27 protein-coding genes are annotated in these 16,989 nt (G+C 60.3%); 21 read left to right on the top strand and 6 right to left on the bottom strand.

Features of this window, described 5'->3' with window-relative positions; all coding sequences use genetic code 11:
- Positions 1-59: 59 nt before the first annotated feature.
- Together SB764_RS00640 and SB764_RS00635 are read left to right on the top strand one after the other, a co-directional pair.
- A complete protein-coding gene (locus SB764_RS00640) occupies positions 60-701 on the top strand; it encodes an AAA family ATPase (RefSeq protein WP_410862292.1) in 642 nt (213 codons plus the stop codon).
- A 96-nt stretch (positions 702-797) separates the two neighbouring features.
- A complete protein-coding gene (locus SB764_RS00635; RefSeq protein WP_410862290.1) occupies positions 798-1,040 on the top strand; it encodes a hypothetical protein in 243 nt (80 codons plus the stop codon).
- A 9-nt stretch (positions 1,041-1,049) separates the two neighbouring features.
- Here the strand turns inward: SB764_RS00635 and SB764_RS00630 are convergent, their stop codons facing one another.
- Positions 1,050-1,544 (bottom strand): hypothetical protein, encoded by a 495-nt coding sequence (locus tag SB764_RS00630; protein WP_410862288.1) that lies wholly within the window; start codon positions 1,542-1,544, stop codon positions 1,050-1,052.
- A gap of 112 nt (positions 1,545-1,656) precedes the next feature.
- On the opposite strand from SB764_RS00630, the gene SB764_RS00625 reads away from it, so the two are divergent.
- Positions 1,657-2,235, top strand: a complete 579-nt coding sequence (locus tag SB764_RS00625) for a hypothetical protein (protein WP_410862286.1) — start codon at positions 1,657-1,659, stop codon at positions 2,233-2,235.
- A 69-nt stretch (positions 2,236-2,304) separates the two neighbouring features.
- Here the strand turns inward: SB764_RS00625 and SB764_RS00620 are convergent, their stop codons facing one another.
- From SB764_RS00620 to SB764_RS00610, 3 genes are all read right to left on the bottom strand, one after another.
- Complete coding sequence (locus SB764_RS00620) at positions 2,305-2,664, bottom strand: type II toxin-antitoxin system HicB family antitoxin (RefSeq protein WP_341354579.1); 360 nt, start codon at positions 2,662-2,664, stop codon at positions 2,305-2,307.
- Positions 2,661-2,915: a type II toxin-antitoxin system HicA family toxin gene (locus SB764_RS00615; protein WP_133187935.1), complete on the bottom strand. Its 255-nt coding sequence runs from the start codon at positions 2,913-2,915 to the stop codon at positions 2,661-2,663. The genes SB764_RS00620 and SB764_RS00615 overlap by 4 nt, the downstream gene beginning before the upstream one ends.
- 65 nt (positions 2,916-2,980) lie before the next feature.
- Positions 2,981-3,277 carry a hypothetical protein gene (locus tag SB764_RS00610; RefSeq protein WP_410862283.1) on the bottom strand — a complete coding sequence of 99 codons (297 nt, stop codon included), beginning with the start codon at positions 3,275-3,277 and terminating at the stop codon, positions 2,981-2,983.
- A 412-nt stretch (positions 3,278-3,689) separates the two neighbouring features.
- Between SB764_RS00610 and SB764_RS00605 the strand changes: the two genes are divergently transcribed.
- Entirely contained in the window at positions 3,690-4,259 is a 570-nt protein-coding gene (locus SB764_RS00605; protein WP_410862281.1) for a hypothetical protein, read from the top strand.
- Positions 4,259-5,293, top strand: coding sequence for a ComEC/Rec2 family competence protein (locus SB764_RS00600; RefSeq protein ID WP_410862279.1), 1,035 nt, complete (start codon positions 4,259-4,261; stop codon positions 5,291-5,293). Before SB764_RS00605 ends, SB764_RS00600 begins: the two co-directional genes overlap by 1 nt.
- A gap of 69 nt (positions 5,294-5,362) precedes the next feature.
- Here SB764_RS00600 and SB764_RS00595 read toward each other — a convergent pair whose 3' ends face one another.
- A complete protein-coding gene (locus SB764_RS00595) occupies positions 5,363-6,412 on the bottom strand; it encodes a phage portal protein (RefSeq protein ID WP_410862278.1) in 1,050 nt (349 codons plus the stop codon).
- Complete coding sequence (locus SB764_RS00590) at positions 6,409-8,175, bottom strand: terminase ATPase subunit family protein (protein WP_410862276.1); 1,767 nt, start codon at positions 8,173-8,175, stop codon at positions 6,409-6,411. Before SB764_RS00590 ends, SB764_RS00595 begins: the two co-directional genes overlap by 4 nt.
- Positions 8,176-8,335: 160 nt before the next feature.
- On the opposite strand from SB764_RS00590, the gene SB764_RS00585 reads away from it, so the two are divergent.
- From SB764_RS00585 to SB764_RS00510, 16 genes are all read left to right on the top strand, one after another.
- Positions 8,336-9,397, top strand: coding sequence for a GPO family capsid scaffolding protein (locus tag SB764_RS00585; RefSeq protein ID WP_410862274.1), 1,062 nt, complete (start codon positions 8,336-8,338; stop codon positions 9,395-9,397).
- Positions 9,398-9,449: 52 nt separating this feature from the next.
- A complete protein-coding gene (locus tag SB764_RS00580; protein WP_410862272.1) occupies positions 9,450-10,457 on the top strand; it encodes a phage major capsid protein, P2 family in 1,008 nt (335 codons plus the stop codon).
- A complete protein-coding gene (gene gpM, locus SB764_RS00575; protein WP_410862588.1) occupies positions 10,454-11,176 on the top strand; it encodes a phage terminase small subunit in 723 nt (240 codons plus the stop codon). Before SB764_RS00580 ends, gpM begins: the two co-directional genes overlap by 4 nt.
- A gap of 107 nt (positions 11,177-11,283) precedes the next feature.
- Positions 11,284-11,766 carry a head completion/stabilization protein gene (locus SB764_RS00570; RefSeq protein ID WP_410862270.1) on the top strand — a complete coding sequence of 161 codons (483 nt, stop codon included), beginning with the start codon at positions 11,284-11,286 and terminating at the stop codon, positions 11,764-11,766.
- Positions 11,766-11,972 (top strand): tail protein X, encoded by a 207-nt coding sequence (locus SB764_RS00565; protein ID WP_310631474.1) that lies wholly within the window; start codon positions 11,766-11,768, stop codon positions 11,970-11,972. Before SB764_RS00570 ends, SB764_RS00565 begins: the two co-directional genes overlap by 1 nt.
- Before the next feature lie 16 nt (positions 11,973-11,988).
- Entirely contained in the window at positions 11,989-12,336 is a 348-nt protein-coding gene (locus SB764_RS00560) for a putative holin (protein WP_410862268.1), read from the top strand.
- Position 12,337: 1 nt separating this feature from the next.
- Positions 12,338-12,610 (top strand): phage holin family protein, encoded by a 273-nt coding sequence (locus tag SB764_RS00555; RefSeq protein ID WP_410862266.1) that lies wholly within the window; start codon positions 12,338-12,340, stop codon positions 12,608-12,610.
- Positions 12,607-13,413 carry an N-acetylmuramidase domain-containing protein gene (locus SB764_RS00550; protein WP_410862264.1) on the top strand — a complete coding sequence of 269 codons (807 nt, stop codon included), beginning with the start codon at positions 12,607-12,609 and terminating at the stop codon, positions 13,411-13,413. The genes SB764_RS00555 and SB764_RS00550 overlap by 4 nt, the downstream gene beginning before the upstream one ends.
- On the top strand, positions 13,410-13,844 hold the full coding sequence (locus SB764_RS00545) for a protein lysB (protein WP_410862262.1): 435 nt from the start codon (positions 13,410-13,412) through the stop codon (positions 13,842-13,844). Before SB764_RS00550 ends, SB764_RS00545 begins: the two co-directional genes overlap by 4 nt.
- Positions 13,729-13,992 carry an Rz1-like lysis system protein LysC gene (gene lysC / locus SB764_RS00540; RefSeq protein WP_341354589.1) on the top strand — a complete coding sequence of 88 codons (264 nt, stop codon included), beginning with the start codon at positions 13,729-13,731 and terminating at the stop codon, positions 13,990-13,992. The genes SB764_RS00545 and lysC overlap by 116 nt, the downstream gene beginning before the upstream one ends.
- A complete protein-coding gene (locus tag SB764_RS00535) occupies positions 13,985-14,485 on the top strand; it encodes a phage tail protein (RefSeq protein ID WP_410862260.1) in 501 nt (166 codons plus the stop codon). Before lysC ends, SB764_RS00535 begins: the two co-directional genes overlap by 8 nt.
- The gene (locus tag SB764_RS00530; protein WP_410862258.1) at positions 14,482-14,958 is read left to right on the top strand and encodes a phage virion morphogenesis protein; all 477 of its coding nucleotides are present in this window, start codon (positions 14,482-14,484) and stop codon (positions 14,956-14,958) included. The genes SB764_RS00535 and SB764_RS00530 overlap by 4 nt, the downstream gene beginning before the upstream one ends.
- 334 nt (positions 14,959-15,292) lie before the next feature.
- Positions 15,293-15,583, top strand: coding sequence for a hypothetical protein (locus SB764_RS00525; RefSeq protein ID WP_410862256.1), 291 nt, complete (start codon positions 15,293-15,295; stop codon positions 15,581-15,583).
- A gap of 68 nt (positions 15,584-15,651) precedes the next feature.
- Positions 15,652-15,891, top strand: a complete 240-nt coding sequence (locus SB764_RS00520) for a hypothetical protein (protein ID WP_410862254.1) — start codon at positions 15,652-15,654, stop codon at positions 15,889-15,891.
- Between the two features lie 64 nt (positions 15,892-15,955).
- Positions 15,956-16,171: a hypothetical protein gene (locus SB764_RS00515; RefSeq protein ID WP_410862252.1), complete on the top strand. Its 216-nt coding sequence runs from the start codon at positions 15,956-15,958 to the stop codon at positions 16,169-16,171.
- Positions 16,172-16,346: 175 nt separating this feature from the next.
- Entirely contained in the window at positions 16,347-16,868 is a 522-nt protein-coding gene (locus SB764_RS00510; RefSeq protein WP_410862250.1) for a hypothetical protein, read from the top strand.
- The last annotated feature ends 121 nt before the right edge of the window (positions 16,869-16,989 follow it).

Raw genomic sequence — 16,989 nt, 5'->3', positions numbered from 1 at the left:
AATCAGGCTGATATCGGGTCGATATCGGCGGTCTGTTTCATCATGCTCGGGGGGAGCAAATGTCAAAAATCGTAGTGATCGGCAATTCGAAGGGCGGCACGGGCAAATCGACGAGCTCGTTGCAGTTCTCGATCGGGCTCGCGCGCGAAGGCGCGCGCGTGTGGCTGGTCGATGGCGATCGGCAGGAAACGAGCGTGACCGCGATCACCATGCGGGCCGAGAACGGGAGGCCGCCGATTGCCGCGTCGGCCTACGCCAACGGCGCCACGCTGCGCGCCCAGGTACTCCAGCAGCGCGCCGCATACGATTTCGTCGTGATCGACGCGGGCGGCCGCGATTCGAGCGCGCTGCGCGCCGCGCTCACGGTCTGCGATGCCGTCGTGATTCCCTGCCTGCCGCGCACGTTCGACGTGTGGGCGATGCAAGACATGGTGCAGCTCGTCGACGAAGCGCGCGCCGTCCATGATCTGAAAGCCTACGCCTTCCTCAATTCAGCAGATGCCAACGGCGCCGACAACCGCGACGCGGCGGCCGCCATCGAAGAATTCAAACAGATCGAGCTGCTGCCGTATCGGCTCGGCCGCCGCAAGGCCTACGCGAATGCGAGCGGCGCCGGGCTGCACGTAGAGGAAATGCCGCGACGTGACACCGTGGCGTGCGCGGAAATCGACCGGCTCACGGCTGCGGTGTTTGGCGTGTAAAACAATATCGACAAGCCATCAAACCGATATCGAACAGGTATCAAGTAGATGGCAAGTCGATATCGACTCGATATCGAAAAGCGGAAGGGCAGAAAAATGACGATCACGAAGCGGCCGGCAGCCGGCGGCCATACGCAGAGCGCCGACGACTTTATCGCGGGCGCGCCCGACGCAGCGCACGAGCAGGCGGCCGAACCGGCACGACGCAGAAAAGAAGTGATAAGCCTTGGCGTCGATGGGGCGCTGCTGAAACGGCTCGACGAGCGTGCCGCCAAGCTCGGGCTCTCGCGCGCTGCTGCAATCAATCTCGCGATGGCGCGGTTTCTCGACGCTGAGTAATGGTTGGCCCTAGCCCGCGAGTTCGGCACGGATATGCGCGAGGTTGACTGCGCGGCACAGGTCAACGGCGCGGGCTCGAATGCTGGTTACGTCATTCGCAGGTACACCGGGGAGCTTTTCCCCGTCGATCCACACTTCCCCGCCCCGAGTCGTGGTGAAGGAGTCCATATAGTGGGCGATTTCTTGCGTATCGCCGAATTCCTTGACAGTCTGAGCGTATTCGAGAGCATCAGCGAAGTGGATCAAGTTCCAGCCGCACTGCTCGTCAAACCCATCAACGCGCACTTTGAGCGGGTTGTGGGTCGTGAGTAACGGTGAGTTATCGAGAATCAGCTTTCGCATCCATTCACCGGGCTTGAGTCCCGCCGATTCGGCGGCGGCATTGATACGCTTCTTTTCAACGAGGTCGAAGCGGAGAGTAGGTTTGTAGTCAGTCTGCACGAGCCAGTTCCTCGGGAAGTGATAAATGCCGGCAAATGCCGGCGAAATCAACAATGCCGGCATTTGCCGGCATTGTCAACACAAACATACGCGCGAGCAGAATCACCGAATGGGAATCGCAGCCGCGCTGATATGTGGATACACTTGGTCTCGGCAAATCCAACAAGGCGAGATCATGGCCGACATCAGCGCTGCGCTTATCGGGCTTTTAGGGGTGGTCTCTGGCGGCTACTTCAATAATTTTTTGGCGGAAGATTACCGCCGCTTTAAAGACACCCAAGCACTCGCGGGTGCGCTCGCTGGTGAACTCCACTCGCACGCTGAACCATTGCCGATGCTGAAACATGGCCTCGAAAAGATGGCGGAAAAAGCAACGAGTGAGGAAGGATTGACGTTGCCCGAAATTGCGATGCCGACAAGTCCATTGTTCGAACAGAACGCCTCAAAAATCGGTTTGCTCGGCTCTGAGAACGCTACAGACGTCGCTTACGTCTACGAAAATCTTCGAGCATTTCGACTCAATTTTCACATGCTATCGAAGGTCAATTCTGAAATGACAAAGGAGTGGAACGCTGCGACAATTAATGGATGCCTTGCGGCTCTCACACGCGCTGAGGCGCGGGGGGCACCGCTAGTTCTGCGGCTAAGGCAATTGGCCGACGACTCGTATTGGGCGCGGCCAGATACCCATACAAAGCTCAAATGGGGCGCAGCATTGGCGATAGCGTTTCTATTAGTTCTGAAAATTAATTGACAAGCAGATCAGCGCCAAATAAAAAAGGCCGCCTACGTGGGCGGCCTTTTCCTTTTCGTGAGCTCATTCTCAGACGTGCGCCGCGCGCTCCAGCACTTCGCGCGCGGCGCGGCCAAGCACTTCCTCCGACCACTGATTCACGCTCTCGCCTGAGACGGCCGCCGCGATGCCAACGCGCGCATGCACATCGGGATCAATGCGTAGCATCAGCTTTCCAGATGCAGGCTTCTGCGGCTTTCGCCCAGCCTGCTCGCAGTCCGTCAGGTAGTGATCGACGGCCGCATGAAAATCGGTCATCAGCTCGTCAACGGTCGAGCCGTGAAAGCTGATCTTGTCGTCAACGCCGAGCACATGGCCGACGAAAATGTTGTCGCGCCCATCGAAGTCGATGCGGGCGAAATATCCCTTGTAGCTCATTGCATTGCTCATGGCTTTATCCCCATTTCGCTAAACCAGTCGCGCAAGTCTTCAACCTGATACCGCTTTGCCTCTTTTCCCGGATGCGGGCGGTGATGGTAGCGGCGCTGGCCGTTCAGCTCGAAGGCGATGCGCGACCCGGCGCCTTCGTGGATTTCGCCGCCCAGGGCGACGACGAGCGATTCAATGTCCGAAAACACGATCGCGCCCAAAGTCGGCTTCGTGTAGATCGCGGCAAGGGTGCGGGCGTGCTTCGTTTTCATGCTTTCATGATAGCAAGAAGTGATATCACATTGCAATCAGAAAGTGATATCACTCTGGCATTGCTTCATTCTTTCGATGCGCTTCGGCGGCTTAAGATCCGGTCGATTACGGCCTGTTGCCGCGGAGTGGGCTTGTCCGTCAAACACGGCTCATTGTCCAGCTCGCGCTCGAAGCAACTGCAGACCGAAGAAGGCACAACGCCCGAGCCGCCGGAGCCGAGCAGGCTGCGTATCTGCTGCGCGCGCGTGATGGTCGAGCGAAGCCGGTGAATCTCCCAAAGCAGCTTCAGCACGAGCGGGTTAGGGCATTCCTCCCATATTTCGGCCAAGCGGGCGGCGGTGAGCGGCAGGCGGTGCGGCATGGAATTGAGTCAGATTAAATACTGTATAGATATACAGTATAGCGGCGCGCGACGCAGGGCGGGGTGACGGTCGGGCGCGCCAGAAGGCTCCAGAGCGGCCGCGCGCGAACAGGGTGCGAGCAGATCGACACAGTCGCGGCAACGGCATGGCGGGGCTGGCAGGCGTCCGGGCGGGGCGAAAAGAGGGCCGGGGCTTTGGCGCGCGCACACCATGACGCAGCCCCAAAAAACGCAGTCCCCTCCCCGCCTGCCCGCTTCTAAAAGGGCTCGTTTTGACGCAGGCCGCCGGCGGCGCAGAAGTCACACTACGGGCAGGATCCGGCGGTTTTCGGGCGTCTCGCAGTTAACGCACGTAAACGCAAAAAGTCGCGACATCGCATCAGCATCTGGTGCCACTTTCAGGCGACAACGTGTGACAATTACCGAATCGGTACTTCTTTCTCGAATAACTCTCGGCGTAATGCCAGAAGTTCGGCAGCCGAACAAAACGGACGACTCTATGATGTTCTTCGTCATAATCGCATACCTTATCTGCCTGTCCGCTGCAGGCGGCTTGTCGGTCGCAATGATCGCGCTAGGGACGCTCCCCAAAAACCTTGAGCCGATCCGCATCGCGCTCGCATGTTGCTGCACGGGCTTAATCGGCGGCTCTCTCTATTGCATCCGCGCCGTATACCTAAACAAGTGCGTTCGAAAATCGTGGGACGCAGACTGGCATACCTGGTATTTTCTTAGGCCAATAGCGAGTTTCATTTGTGGAGGGGCGAGCTTCCTCTTCCTGAAGGCAGGACTTCTCGTGCTTGAATCAAACACAAAGGAAAATGCTAGCGAAATAGGATTTTATGCATTGGCCTTTGTTGCTGGACTTAACGTTGATAAATTCGTCGCGAAAATCGAAGGCGTTGCTCATGCGGTCTGGGGAATAGAGAGATCGCGCTCGGCTGCGGCTGCTGAAAATGTTAAAGAAAAAGGAAGTAAATAATGGCAAAGGTGCACATTATTAACGTTTCCCCCGGGGACTGCACGATTATTGAACATAACTCCGGCAGATTGACGGGAATTGATATTTGCGGTGGGAATTTAGAAGTTCGCCAAAAAGCAGCAGCGGTCGAAGCGCGGGCTACAGGTCTACTTGGTCTCCTCGCAATGGAAAACGGCCAAAGCAACGGCAACGGTAATTTTCGCATGTGTGAAAGACCGTCCAATCCTATCAACTACATCCAGACATATGGCTTGGGAAGGTTTTTTCGTTTCATTGTGACCCATCCGGACATGGATCACATGGATGGGCTTGCGAAACTTCACACAGAAATCGGATTCGACAATTTTTGGGACACCGGTGCTCGCAGAGAAGCACCGGATTTTGATGGCTTCTATCGGTACAGCAAAGACGATTGGGATATGTACCAACGGCTGATCGCTAACCGCGTCGATGGGGTAACGGTCCTGAAGAAAATCGCCGGAGATTATTTCCCGTATGCGAGCAAGCCAGACAAGGACGGAAAAGCTGCTGATGCCTTGTACATACTGGCACCTGATAAAGAATTGCTCTGCGATCCGAATGAAAACGATGACATTAACGAGGCATCATATGTTCTCAACTACAATTCGCTTGGCGGCAACATGGTTTTTCCGGGCGACGCTCATGACGCATCGTGGGAATATGTAATTGAGAATAACAAATATCTCCAAGGAAATTGTTCGTTTTTGCTTGCGCCCCATCATGGCCGGCACTCTGAAAGATCGTATGATTTTTTGGATTTCCTTAAACCTAAACTCACGGTCTTAGGTTGTTCTCCGAGTAAATATATCGACTATGGTCAATGGTCTAGGCGAGGGCTCGAAATTTTGACAAGTAACCAGGCGGGAAATATCGTTCTCGATATCAACGATGGCTACTATGACGTCTACGTAGAAAATGACGATTTTGTGAACGCAAAAAATGGAAGCGCGCTTGGAAGCATGTTTCTCAGAAACGAGCAGGGCTTCCGTTTCTACAAGAGAATCAGCAAATAGAAGCTAGTCATCGGTCGAGCGCCAGTGAAGATGAAAGCTGGCGCCAGAGCCCTTTGACAATTCTGCCCCTCAGGGCACGTCGAATTTATCGAGGCGATACGGCGCAAATCGCACAATTTCGTCGCCGACCCAGTCGTTGAACGCGAGAAACTGCGTCTGCAGCGGCTCGATTTCGTTACGCCCGAACACCTTCGCCGCCGTGTCGGCCGCGCCGAAGCCGCCCGTATTGCTCGGCACGATGCCGAGCAGTTGCGGCGGCACTCGATGCGCCGCGAGCAGGTCGTCGCGTGTGATGTTCTTGATGTTGAAAAACTCGTCTTTCGCCGCGACTTCGCTGACCGGAATGAGTTGCAGGCCGTCTTTCTTGCCGTTCGGCGCGTAGTAGAACAGGTTGCGGAAATTGCCCGGCCCCTTAGCGCTCTTGAGCGCTTCGCGCAGGTCGTCGATATCTTCCTGTTCCTGCGCCGGGTCCGTCAGATACAGGATGAAGCCCGCATGGCTCCCGTTCTCGTAGTAACGGCGGCGAAACAGCGTAGAGCTCTCGTTAAGCCAGGCGGCGTGCAGGGCGCCGAGATATTCAGGCAGGCCATACACCTCCTGATTAACGTCAGGCTCGATGAGGTGATGCACGGCGCCCGGCTCGAATTCGTGAACCACCTGCCAGCCGTTCGTCTGCGCGTAGCTCACCATGTCAGTGCGGCGCCGCATGTATTTGCCCGGCGCCGCCTCGAATCGCAGCGTATCGCCGAGCCGGTTGCGCTGGCGCTCCACGTAGCCATTGCCAAACATCAGGAAATCGAGCGCCCAGCGCCGGAACGTGTCGCGGGACATGAGCCTGTGCGGGATGAAGGTGGACGCCAGCACGTTGCGTTTGAAGTAAAGCGCAGACGCGTGATGCGTACCAGCGCGGAACGACTTCGCGAGCGCCGACCAGCTAATCGGCGGCTCATACCAGCCGTTGTAGGTGACGAGCTCGGCGTAGTCGAGCAGCTCGGCTCGATTCATCACCGGCGTGGGATCGCCGAAGGTGAACGCGCTCGCGCCCGCCGTGGGTTTCGGCTCGGCGGGCGACGCCGTGTTCGCTTCGTGAAGCGCTGCGCGCCTGTGACTCGCTTTCATGCGGAAATCTCCATAAATCCAGAATTGCGGGCCGCCATGCCTTCCAGCGGCTCGTTAGAAATCGCGTGCAGCACCGCCCATGCGAGGTCCGCGTGGCCGGTTTCCTCGCTGCGGCCCGCCTCATAGGTCACCTGCCGGCCGCTCGGCGTCATGGTCTTTTTGATCGCCATGAACGCGGCGGCCATATCGGTCCATCCCGCGTCGAATTGCAGGCGCGCATTGCCGACGACGGACAGCCCCTTGAGCACAAGCTTTCCCTTGACCTCGGGCGAGTAGTTGAACGCGACGGCCGCAGGATAAAACTGCTTCACGAGCTGATAGACGCCCTGGCCGATGCCCGTCGTGTCGATCGCAATGTATGCGACGACGTAGCGCTGCGTGATTTCCTTGATCTTTGCGGCCTGCGCTTCAAAGTCCATGCCGCGAAACTGATGCTTTTCCAGCACGCGCATGGGGCCGCCCGACACAACCGGCGGCGCCACAACGACGAGCGCCGCCGAGTCGCCGGATAGCGCCGGGTCATATCCGACCCACACCGGCCGATAGCCAAACGGGCGCGTCAGCAGCGGCTCGAAGTCCGTCCAGACTTCCCACGAATCCACCATGCAGCGCTGCAAATTCGCCAGCGCGAAAATCGACGCCGTGTCGTCGATGAACTGGCACATGAGCAGGTTCGCGTATTCCTCGGGGCTGTATTCGAGCTGGAGCTCGGCCAGGTCGAACAGCGTGCAGCCAGCGGCCGCAGCGTCCTCGACCGTGACAATCTGGCGCCACTGACGGTCCTCGCACAGACGCCCGCGCGCGAGCGCTTCGTGCGTCACGTCGAAGTGAACGTGATCGGCCTTCGCGCGGCCGCGATTGATCTGCTCGCCGCTCCAGAATTTGTAGGCCTCGTGACCGATGCTCGATGGCGTCGAAAAATACGTTTTGCGCCATTGCTTGTGCATCGCCATGCCAGAAGCAACCTTGTTGAGCGCCGTGAATTTCGGCACCCAGAAATACTCGTCGAAATAGAAATTGCCGTGATAGCTCTGCGCCGTGCGCGCGTTCGTGCCGAGAAAGTAGAGGATGGCCTCGTTCGGCAATACGATCGGATCGCCGCTTAGATCAACGTCTGCGGCCTCGCGCGCAAACTGCATGATGTACTGCTTGAATACGTGCGCCTGCGCCTTACTGGCCGACAGGAAGATCTGGTTACGGCCTGTGTTGAGCGCGTCGACGAGCGCTTCGCGCGCGAAATACCACGTCGCGCCGATCTGCCGCGACTTGAGAATGTTGCGCGTTCGCTGCTCGCCGTTTCGAAACCAGACCTTCTGATAGTCGAACAGCGAATCACGAAAGGCCTCATTGATTTTGCCGATCTGCTCGTCGTTGAACGTGTTGCGTGTCTGCTTTTTCTTCGGCGCCGCATTGCGCGCCTCGATGTTCGGGTTAAGGTCCGATTCCTTGCCCGTCTCGGAATACTTTCGCACGCGCGCGGAGCGTTCGAGCTGCCGCATGAGCAGGTCGATTTCCTTGTAATCGCCGGGCTCCTTTTTCTCTTTCGCCACGAGCGCATTCACACGCATTTCGATGGTCATTTCGACCGTATCAATGGGCGATGCCTTATCCCAATTCTCTCGCTGCTTCCACGTCTCGACCGTCGAACGATTCAACTCAAGATGACGCGCAATAGATGACACGCGCCACCCCTGCCAGTACAGGGCGCGCGCTGCCTTTCTTGGGTCGGCATTCGTGGTCGTGTTATCCGTGATTTCAAGCATGGCCGAAGCGTAACCGGCCAACGCGCGCGCGCGCAGAAGTTCGGTTTGTACCCGGTCGCATCACGTTTTCAATTGATTGCCGCCACACGCCATCACCGGCAACATTCGGTTACACGATTTACGCCGAATCGACGAGTTAAAACTTTCCACCGGAGTGCTTATGATGTTCAAGCGCAAGCTGACTTTCCTCGCGGCCGCAGTAGGCTCCATCGCTTCGCTGTTTGCGATCGACGCACATGCAGCCACGACGGCAGGCATGCAGCACGCCGATGTGATCGGTGCAGTTGGCTCCGCAGCGGTGAGCGTGCTCGGCGTCGGCCAGATTGCAGCGACGGGCGGCAATCACGCCATCACGTCGAAAACGTTTCGCGTGGCTGTCGAAGGCTCGACGACGGACGGCCGCAACATTGAGCGCGCATGGATTCAGCAGATGGCCGCGCAGTACAACCCCGAGTTCTACGGCGCGCGCGTCAACTGCGAACACATTCGCGGCGTCGCACCGATGACGGGCGGCGAAGCCAGCGCGAGCCCGTTCGGCTCGTATGGCGACGTGATCGCACTCACGGCCGAGGAAATCGCAGACGGCCCGCTCAAGGGCAAGCTCGCGCTGTATGCGCAGGTTGCGCCGACGCAGGCGCTGATCGACCTCGTGAAAGCGCGCCAGAAGGTCTATTCGTCGATCGAAATCAATCCGTCCTTCGCGGACACGAAACAGGCCTATCTGATCGGCCTCGCCGTGACCGATAGCCCTGCGAGCCTCGGCACCGAAATGCTGTCGTTTGCGGCAAAGCAGGGCGATAACAACCCGCTCACGAGCCGCAAGCAGGCGCCCGGCAATCTGTTCACGGCCAGCGAAGAAACCATGCTCGAATTCGAAGCCACGACGCAGACGCCGATCGGCGCGGGCGTGGCCCTGTTCAAGCGTGTGGGCGAACTGCTCGGCATCACGAAAGAGAAGGGCGCCGCCGACGAAAAGCGCTTCGGCGATATCACGCAGGCCGTCGAAATGCTCGCGACGTTTTCGCGCGAGGAGGCCACGCGCGCCGACACCTATGCCGAACGTCTCACGAAGCTCGAAAGCGAGCTCGACACCGAGCGCAAGGCGCACGCCGCGACCGCTCAGGCGCTCGAAAAGCTGACGACGAAGCTCTCGACGGAACCGGGCGGCACGACGCGACCGACCGCCACCGGCACGAGCGAAGGCCACAAAACGGACTGCTGATCGCGGCCGTTACCGGCAGGCTCACCCCTCAACGAATCGGAGAATCACCCTCATGCGCAACGATACCCGCGCGAAGTTCGACGCCTATCTCGGCGACATCGCGAAGCTCAACGGCGTGCCGAATGCCGCCGTTAAATTCACGGTCGATCCGTCCGTACAGCAGACGCTCGAAGGCCGCATTCAGGCGTCGAGCGAGTTTCTGAAACGTATCAACATGATCGGCGTGGACGCGCAGGCGGGCTCCAAGATCGGCCTCGGCATCGGCGCACCGATCGCGAGCACGACCGACACGAGCACGAAAGACCGCACGCCGGTCGATCCGGCGAACCTCGACGACAGCGGCTACTTCTGCACGCAGACGAATTTCGACACGGCGCTGTCGTATGCGCGTCTTGATGCGTGGGCGCACAAGCCGGAATTCCAGACCATCATTCGCGACGCGATTCTCACGCGCACCGCGCTCGATCGGATCTGCATCGGATTCAACGGCACGAGCCGCGTCGCGACGTCGGACCGCGCAAACAACCCGCTCTTGCAGGACGTGAACAAGGGCTGGCTCCAGAAGTTCCGCGATAACGCGCCCGATCGCGTGCTGAATGAAGTGGCCGAAGGCTCGAAGAAAGTCACGGTCGGCACCGGCGGCGACTTCAAGAATCTCGACGCGCTCGTGCTCGACGCGCTGCAACTGCTCGACGAGTGGTATCGCGACGATCCGTCCGTCGTCGTCGTGCTCGGCAGTTCGCTGCTGCACGACAAGTATTTCCCGCTCGTGAGCAGCGCGAACGTCGCGACCGAACAGGCCGCGCTCGATCTGGTCATCAGCGGCAAGCGCATCGGCGGCAAGCAGGCTGTGAGCGCGCCGTTCATGCCCGCCGACAAGATGCTGATCACGCGCCTCGACAACCTGTCGATTTACTACCAGAACGGCGGCCGCCGTCGCTCGATCGTCGACAACCCGAAGCGCGACCAGATCGAGAACTACGAGTCGAGCAACGAAGCGTATGTGGTGGAGGACTACGGCTGCGGCGCTGTCGTCGAAAACATTGCAATGGCGGCCTGAGCATGACGAGCCCCGCACGCCGACACCAGGCACGCATTCGCGCCGAACGCGCGGCCGCATCGGCTGCACCCGGCGAGTCGCTGGCAGGCGCGAGCCACTACGAGCTCATGCTTGCGAAGCTCCTCACCGACATTCGCCGCCTGCACGCGATTCAGTCTGTCGCCCGCAAGATCGACGTGAAGCGCGAAGTGCTGCCTGAGTACGCCGACTATGTGGCCGGCTCGCTCAAGGGCGGGCGGGGCGCGCAAGACGAAGTGCTCACCACGGTGATGATCTGGCGCATCGACACCGCCGACTACGGCGGCGCGCTCGAAATCGCTCGCTACGCGCTGCAACACGGGCTGTCTCTGCCCGCGCGCTACGAGCGCAGCACGGCCGCCGTGCTCGCCGAGCAGTTCGCCGACGCTGCGCTCACTGCGCTGCGTGACGGCGGCACGTTTGACGCCGACCAGCTCAACGAAGTGCGCGAGCTGACCGAAGGCACCGACATGCACGACCAGATTCGCGCGAAGTTGAACAAGGCGCTTGGCCTCGCATTCATGAAGGCTATCGCCGACGAAAGCCTCGACGATCTGACCGACTACGGCCGCGCGCGTGCCGCACTGCAATGCCTCGAAACGGCATTGAAGCTCGATGCACGCGCCGGAGTTAAACAGAACATCAACCGCCTGCAAACGCAGGTGGTCGATGCGGACGGCCGCCGGGCCGCCCGCACGTAAAGAGCCCCCCGGCAATGGCGGCACCGGCGTTCACTCCCAACACCTGACGGCAACGGGATTCGAACGCCGGTCCACCGCCACCTATTTCCCTGGTCGCATGCCCTGACATGAGCAGCTTTCTCGCTACCGCAGACACCGGCGCCGCGGCGCCCGCGCCTGCCGCCGACACGCTGAAAAACGACGGCTGGTTTCCCGACGTCGAGCTCGGCGCGCTGCGCGAGCAGATGAAGATCGACGGAAACGTGACGGATGCGCGCCTGCGCCCGGCCGCGCTCGATGCGATGGCGAGCTGCAACGCGGAATTGCGCTCGTGGCAGGTGAAACAGCTCGCGGCCGGATACGCAGAGCTCGCGGCCGTTCCCGCGCCGCAGCTCGGCGGCGAGAGCACGCACGTTATCCGCTACCGCCGTGCTGTGTTCAACCTCGTGCGCGCCGATCTGACCGAGCAGTATCGCGGCCTCGACACGACGAAATCGGGCGGCCAGAAGGCCGAAGAACTCGAAGCCACGATCTGCGAAGCGCGCCGCAATGTGCGCATCGCGCTCGCCGACATTCGCGGCATTCGCCGCACCACGGTCGAGCTGATCTGATGAAGATCATCGCGCGCCAGGGCGACACCGTCGATGCGATCTGCTGGCGTTACTACGGCCGCACAGACGGCACCGTCGAATCGGTGCTTGAAGCGAACGAAGGCCTCGCCGACCTCGGCGCCGTGCTGCCTTCCGGCACCGTCGTCGATCTGCCCGATTTCGACAAGGTGCAAAGCAGCTCGACGCTACTGCAACTGTTTGACTGACACCGGAGCCGCACGCATGGCAGAACCGAACACCACCGCCGCCGCAGCAATCGCCGCGATCGGCGTCGCCGGGCTCGCGCCCGGCATCGACGGCAACGCCCTGATTGGCGCGTTCACGGGCGCCGCGCTCGTCGTCGTCACGTCCAAAGACCTCGGAATTTTCCGGCGGCTCGCGTACCTGCTGATTTCGCTCGTGATGGGCTACATCGCCGCGCCGGAAATCGTCAACGCGACGCCTGTGCATTCCACGGGCGTGGCGGCGTTCTTCGCGGCCGCGCTCGTCATCACCGTCACGCTGCAACTGATCGAGCGCGTAAAAGCCGTCGATCTGCTCGCGTTCCTCAATCGGGGCAAGGGGGACTGACATGCACATTACGTTCGCGCTGATCGCACTCGCGGCGCAGCTCGTGGCCGTCGCCTGCCTGCTGCTCTATCGCCGCAACGGCGCGCGCCACCGGCATCACGTTTCGTGGCTCGCGTGGCTGCTTGTCGTCGTGCTCGGCGGCTCGTCGATCGAGCTCGCATTGCACGCGAAGCACGTCGGCATGTTCGACGCGGGCAAGTCGATGCTGCTCGCCCTGTTTGTGTTCAAGTCGCGCGGCAACGTGGCGCGACTGCTGCGGAGTGAATCCCGATGAAAACCCATGTGCTCGGCGACCACGGCGCCGATGTTGGCCTGCTGCAATCGCGCCTGATCCGCGCGGGCTACGCGCTCGGCGTGTCGCACGTCTACGACGCCGCGACCGAAGCGGCCGTGACAGCCTTGCAGAAGAAAACCGGCCTCGTCGTGGACGGCATCGCAGGCCCGAAAACCTATGCCGCACTGGCGACCGGCCAGCGCGATCCGAAGCACCTCGCCGACGCCGACCTCGTGCGGGCCGCCGACACGCTCGGCGTGCCGCTCGCGTGCGTGCGCGCCGTGAACGAAGTCGAAACGACCGGCTCGGGCTACCTCGTCGACGGGCGCCCGAAAATCCTTTTCGAGCGCCACGTTTTCTGGCGACGGCTCAAGGCGCGCGGCATCGACCCGGCGCCGATCGCGGCCAAATACCCGACCATCGTTTCGCAGACGCCCGGCGGCTATCAGGGCGGCCAGGCGGAATATACGCGCCTCGCGTCGGCCGAGCTGATCGACCCGGCGACCGCCTATGAGTCGGCGAGTTGGGGCGCGTTTCAGGTGATGGGCGAAAGCTGGCAACGGCTGGGCTATGCGAGCATCGACGAATTCGTGAGCGCTATGGAGAATAGTGAAGCCGACCAGCTCGACGCGTTCGTGCGCTTCGTGGCGGCCGACAGCGCGCTCGTTGCAGCGCTCAAGGCGCGGAAGTGGGCGGCGTTCGCGAAGGGCTACAACGGGCCGGATTTCGCGCGCAATCTGTACGACGTGAAGCTCTCCCGCGCGTATGAAAAATATGCCGCCACCGAACAGGCGGCCGCATGAATGCGCTCGTGGCGAAACTCATCGCGTGCGCCATCGCAGGGGCGATGCTCGTCGGCGGCGTGCTCTACATGCGCGCGCTGCGCGCGGAGCTGGCCGACAGCAATCACCTGCTCGACGACGCTCGCCAGCAGATTGCGGGCCGCGACAAGACGATCAAGGGTTTGCGCGACGATTCGAAAGAGAAGGGCGCGCAACAGCAGCAGCTCGACGACTCAACCGGCCGCGTAGGCACGAAGCTCGCCAAGGCGCGTCAGGATATCCGCAAGGTGATTAATGAAAATCCGATTGTCCGCTCGTGGGCTGATACCCCTTTGCCTGCTGACGTTATCCGCGTGTCAGGTAGCGCCGCCGCCACCGGCGCCGACGCTTTCAGTGCAGGAATGCCAGCGTCTGAGCCGCTGCACGCTTCCGGCGACGGCACCGACGACTAACGGCGAGCTCGCGCACGCGCTGCTGACCGTCAAGGGCGCCTGGGCGCTGTGCGCCGCCAAGGTGGACATGATCGTCGACTGTCAGGCGAAAGTGCAGGCGAAGATCGACGCGGAGACGGCGCAGACGGAGAAGGGCGGCCATGATTAAGCCCGCGAGCCTGCGCGCCGCGATCACGGCCGCGATTCCCGATGTGGCGACGAACCCGGAAAAGCTCACCGTATTCATCGACTCGGGACTGCTCGCCGCCACTGCCGGCCGCTCGCTGTCGTTCGAATATCGCTACACGCTCAACGTGCTGCTGCTCGAATTCGCGGGCGACTCCGATCTGCTTTTCGTCGCGATCCTCGAATGGGTGCGCGAGCATCAAAACGACCTCGTGGCAAACCCCGACGAGCGCGAACGCGGCATCACCTACGAAATCGACATACTCGACAACCAGACGGCCGACGTGTCACTCAAGCTGATGCTGACCGAGAGCGTAGTCGTGAAAACCGCCGACGACGGCACGCGCACCATCACGCACGTTGATGACTCGAAGAAGCCTGACTTTGTCGCGTGGCAGTGGCATGCAGACGCGCCCGCGCGAACGCCGGAAGAAATCGCGAGCAGTGGAAGCGATAGCGTGGAGCCCACAGCGTGAGCGATGATCTGCAAGCGCTGGAACAGTGGGCGAGTGCGCTGCTTTCGCGGCTCGCGGCGCCCGAGCGGCGAAAGATCATGCTCGACGTGGCGCGCGACCTGCGCCGCAGCCAGCAGGCGCGCATCAGCGCGCAGCAGAACCCGGACGGCTCGAAGTACACCGCGCGCAAGACGCGCAAAGGCAAGAACCTGCGCGGCAAGGCGGGCCGCGTGAAACGCGCGGCCATGTTCGCGAAGCTGCGCACCGCGCGATACATGACGGTTGAAGCCACGGCCGATGGCCTCGCGCTCGGCTTCGCTGGCCGCGTCGCGCGCATCGCCCGCGTTCACCAGCTCGGCGAGCTGGCGCCCGTGGCGCCCGGCGGCCCGAACGCGCAATATCCAGCGCGCCGCCTGCTCGGGTTCACTGATGCTGATCGCGAGCTGATACGCGATCAACTGTTACACCACCTCAGGAACGGCGCTGAGAAATAGGGGGCAGGGCGAAGCAGCATCCCAACATTGCTTAAACCTAGATTCGAACGCAGTGCGGGCGCGGTGTCCCATAGTCAGCGTCGGTGATTATCGAGCGCGGAGCGTGGAAAGATTTGAAAACTTTATCTGTACAAATCTCGGAATACGCGTAGGATGAAGTCGTTGATTGCCCCGCGCGCCTTTCCTGGCATTTCCAGCCATCCTTCCCATCGGAATCGCGCCGCTCACTCTCATCAAAGGCCGAACACCGCGGCCGATTGTGCGGGAACTCAAACGAGTCGCTTGCACCTTTTCCTGCCATGCCGCGTGGTGATGCGGTTTCAAAGGTTTCCCCATGACAACCGGTTTTCGCCTCTATCGTGGCCTTGAGGTCTACCCTCTGGTCTTTCCGCATCGCGCCACCGCGCCCGGTGTAACGCATAACTACGACGAAGGCTTTGATGCCGCCGTGCGTATCAACAAACCTGAAAGTTTGGGAGGGACACCGGGTAGCCGCGTATTCAGGCTCGTTGTCAAAAGACCGTTCGAGAACGCTGGCGACGCGCGACGCGCCTCGGCTGCATATGCAGAGCAATTGATCGATTCATGCCCTGCGAACACCGACATCCTCGATCTCACTTTGTGAGAGCACCGTTTTTCTCGCAAAGAATTGCATCGCACCTTGAGTGAGGACGCTAGCAACTCGGAGGGGAAATGGACAGGACAGAGTTATTGGAGCAGATTCGACGCGACGCGCCCAGCATTGTCGATGGGTTTCTTCCACTGGACGCCCAGGCAGAGTTGGATCAGGTCATTCGCGACGGCCACCACGAAGTAGACACGAAAGCCTATCTGATGTTCATGTCGGTGCGTGCAATGCTACGCAAGGCTGGAATGCCGAGTTTCGACTCAGACAGTGAAGCTGCCCAGATCATGGCTCTTTTGAAAACCTGAATTCTTCAGCCACCGAGCCGCCGGTCGTGGTCGAAGTAGGGTAGCACCTGAGCAAGGAAAGTATATGCATTTCAATTCCACTCGATTCCTTATCGACCCGACGCCGCGAAAAGCCGACGGCGAGTTCATCGCCCATGCGCGCATCAGCACGAGCCGTGCAGACGGAAGCGAGGACGACATTCATCTGAGTGGCGATCTCGCTGGGTTTGACTTGCGCGAGGACGCCATTGCATTCGCGAAGACGTGGGCTCAGGAATGGCTCGGCTCGCGCTTCGGCTAAATCTATCGGCCAATGCGGCGACGGCTGGCCGCGCTGCGAGGTGACGTCAGCATCATGAGCCGCAACCGTTGCTTTCTGCCATTCTGCCGGCCCGCAAAAGGGGTTGTCGAAGTGCGCATCGCCCATTTCAATTTCGTGAAAATGCGCGTCTTTAAATTGCCGTTGCGGAGGTGTCATGAAGGCGAGTCGTGAAAATCTGATCGATCTTCTTCGAACCACACATTTCGCAGGGCAGCTTCCGGTGAGGCTGCTAAGAAGATTTTCTGCGTGCCAGACAAATCCGGGCATTCAGTCAGAGCCTGTCGAAGCATTTCTATCGACAGCGTTGGTGCACCAATCGCTGCTATCTCAGTGTCTATCGCGAATAGACGGCGCCACTGAACCTCGTCGGTCGAGCGAGAATGAAAATCCAGCGGAAGATAATCGTGAAGATCTCACTGGACTCCGTGTAAGTGGCGAATTGATATATCTTCGCGCTAGCGTACTGCACCAAATTGAGCTTCTCTCTTCCGTGATCGACGCAGCTGAGTCCACCGGTTTTTTCGAGACAAAGTTGGTGTGCGAGGGAATTCTGACCGAGAAGGCATCGCTTGCCAGCAAGCTGGCTGCGATGATTTCTGTTGAAGACGCGTTGTCGGCCGCCCCATGTGCACCGCGCAGCGACCGTCTCTCATCTTCCGAAGGCGAAAAGCAGTAATCAACGCGCTTCGCCGCCCGCAAAATTTATCGCTGAATCGATATGACAGCGGCGGTTGATCGTCGAAGATCTTGTGGACCAGCTCGGAACGTTAGCTGCCCCTCGCCTGTAGTCATCACCC

The organism is Paraburkholderia sp. SIMBA_027 (assembly GCF_046535315.1).
Classification (GTDB): domain Bacteria; phylum Pseudomonadota; class Gammaproteobacteria; order Burkholderiales; family Burkholderiaceae; genus Paraburkholderia; species Paraburkholderia tropica.
The sequence above is the reverse complement of the archived record's forward strand: the minus strand, read 5'-3'. Positions and strand labels throughout refer to the sequence as shown.

Bases quoted from the DNA above. Each gene is read 5' to 3' on its own strand.
- SB764_RS00640 (WP_410862292.1), top strand. From the start codon at position 60: ATGTCAAAAATCGTAGTGATCGGCAATTCGAAGGGCGGCACGGGCAAA.
- SB764_RS00635 (WP_410862290.1), top strand. From the start codon at position 798: ATGACGATCACGAAGCGGCCGGCAGCCGGCGGCCATACGCAGAGCGCC.
- SB764_RS00630 (WP_410862288.1), bottom strand. From the start codon at position 1,544: ATGCCGGCATTGTTGATTTCGCCGGCATTTGCCGGCATTTATCACTTC.
- SB764_RS00625 (WP_410862286.1), top strand. From the start codon at position 1,657: ATGGCCGACATCAGCGCTGCGCTTATCGGGCTTTTAGGGGTGGTCTCT.
- SB764_RS00620 (WP_341354579.1), bottom strand. From the start codon at position 2,664: ATGAGCAATGCAATGAGCTACAAGGGATATTTCGCCCGCATCGACTTC.
- SB764_RS00615 (WP_133187935.1), bottom strand. From the start codon at position 2,915: ATGAAAACGAAGCACGCCCGCACCCTTGCCGCGATCTACACGAAGCCG.
- SB764_RS00610 (WP_410862283.1), bottom strand. From the start codon at position 3,277: ATGCCGCACCGCCTGCCGCTCACCGCCGCCCGCTTGGCCGAAATATGG.
- SB764_RS00600 (WP_410862279.1), top strand. From the start codon at position 4,259: ATGGCAAAGGTGCACATTATTAACGTTTCCCCCGGGGACTGCACGATT.
- SB764_RS00595 (WP_410862278.1), bottom strand. From the start codon at position 6,412: ATGAAAGCGAGTCACAGGCGCGCAGCGCTTCACGAAGCGAACACGGCG.
- SB764_RS00590 (WP_410862276.1), bottom strand. From the start codon at position 8,175: ATGCTTGAAATCACGGATAACACGACCACGAATGCCGACCCAAGAAAG.
- SB764_RS00585 (WP_410862274.1), top strand. From the start codon at position 8,336: ATGATGTTCAAGCGCAAGCTGACTTTCCTCGCGGCCGCAGTAGGCTCC.
- SB764_RS00580 (WP_410862272.1), top strand. From the start codon at position 9,450: ATGCGCAACGATACCCGCGCGAAGTTCGACGCCTATCTCGGCGACATC.
- SB764_RS00570 (WP_410862270.1), top strand. From the start codon at position 11,284: ATGAGCAGCTTTCTCGCTACCGCAGACACCGGCGCCGCGGCGCCCGCG.
- SB764_RS00565 (WP_310631474.1), top strand. From the start codon at position 11,766: ATGAAGATCATCGCGCGCCAGGGCGACACCGTCGATGCGATCTGCTGG.
- SB764_RS00560 (WP_410862268.1), top strand. From the start codon at position 11,989: ATGGCAGAACCGAACACCACCGCCGCCGCAGCAATCGCCGCGATCGGC.
- SB764_RS00555 (WP_410862266.1), top strand. From the start codon at position 12,338: ATGCACATTACGTTCGCGCTGATCGCACTCGCGGCGCAGCTCGTGGCC.
- SB764_RS00550 (WP_410862264.1), top strand. From the start codon at position 12,607: ATGAAAACCCATGTGCTCGGCGACCACGGCGCCGATGTTGGCCTGCTG.
- SB764_RS00545 (WP_410862262.1), top strand. From the start codon at position 13,410: ATGAATGCGCTCGTGGCGAAACTCATCGCGTGCGCCATCGCAGGGGCG.
- SB764_RS00535 (WP_410862260.1), top strand. From the start codon at position 13,985: ATGATTAAGCCCGCGAGCCTGCGCGCCGCGATCACGGCCGCGATTCCC.
- SB764_RS00525 (WP_410862256.1), top strand. From the start codon at position 15,293: ATGACAACCGGTTTTCGCCTCTATCGTGGCCTTGAGGTCTACCCTCTG.
- SB764_RS00520 (WP_410862254.1), top strand. From the start codon at position 15,652: ATGGACAGGACAGAGTTATTGGAGCAGATTCGACGCGACGCGCCCAGC.
- SB764_RS00515 (WP_410862252.1), top strand. From the start codon at position 15,956: ATGCATTTCAATTCCACTCGATTCCTTATCGACCCGACGCCGCGAAAA.
- SB764_RS00510 (WP_410862250.1), top strand. From the start codon at position 16,347: ATGAAGGCGAGTCGTGAAAATCTGATCGATCTTCTTCGAACCACACAT.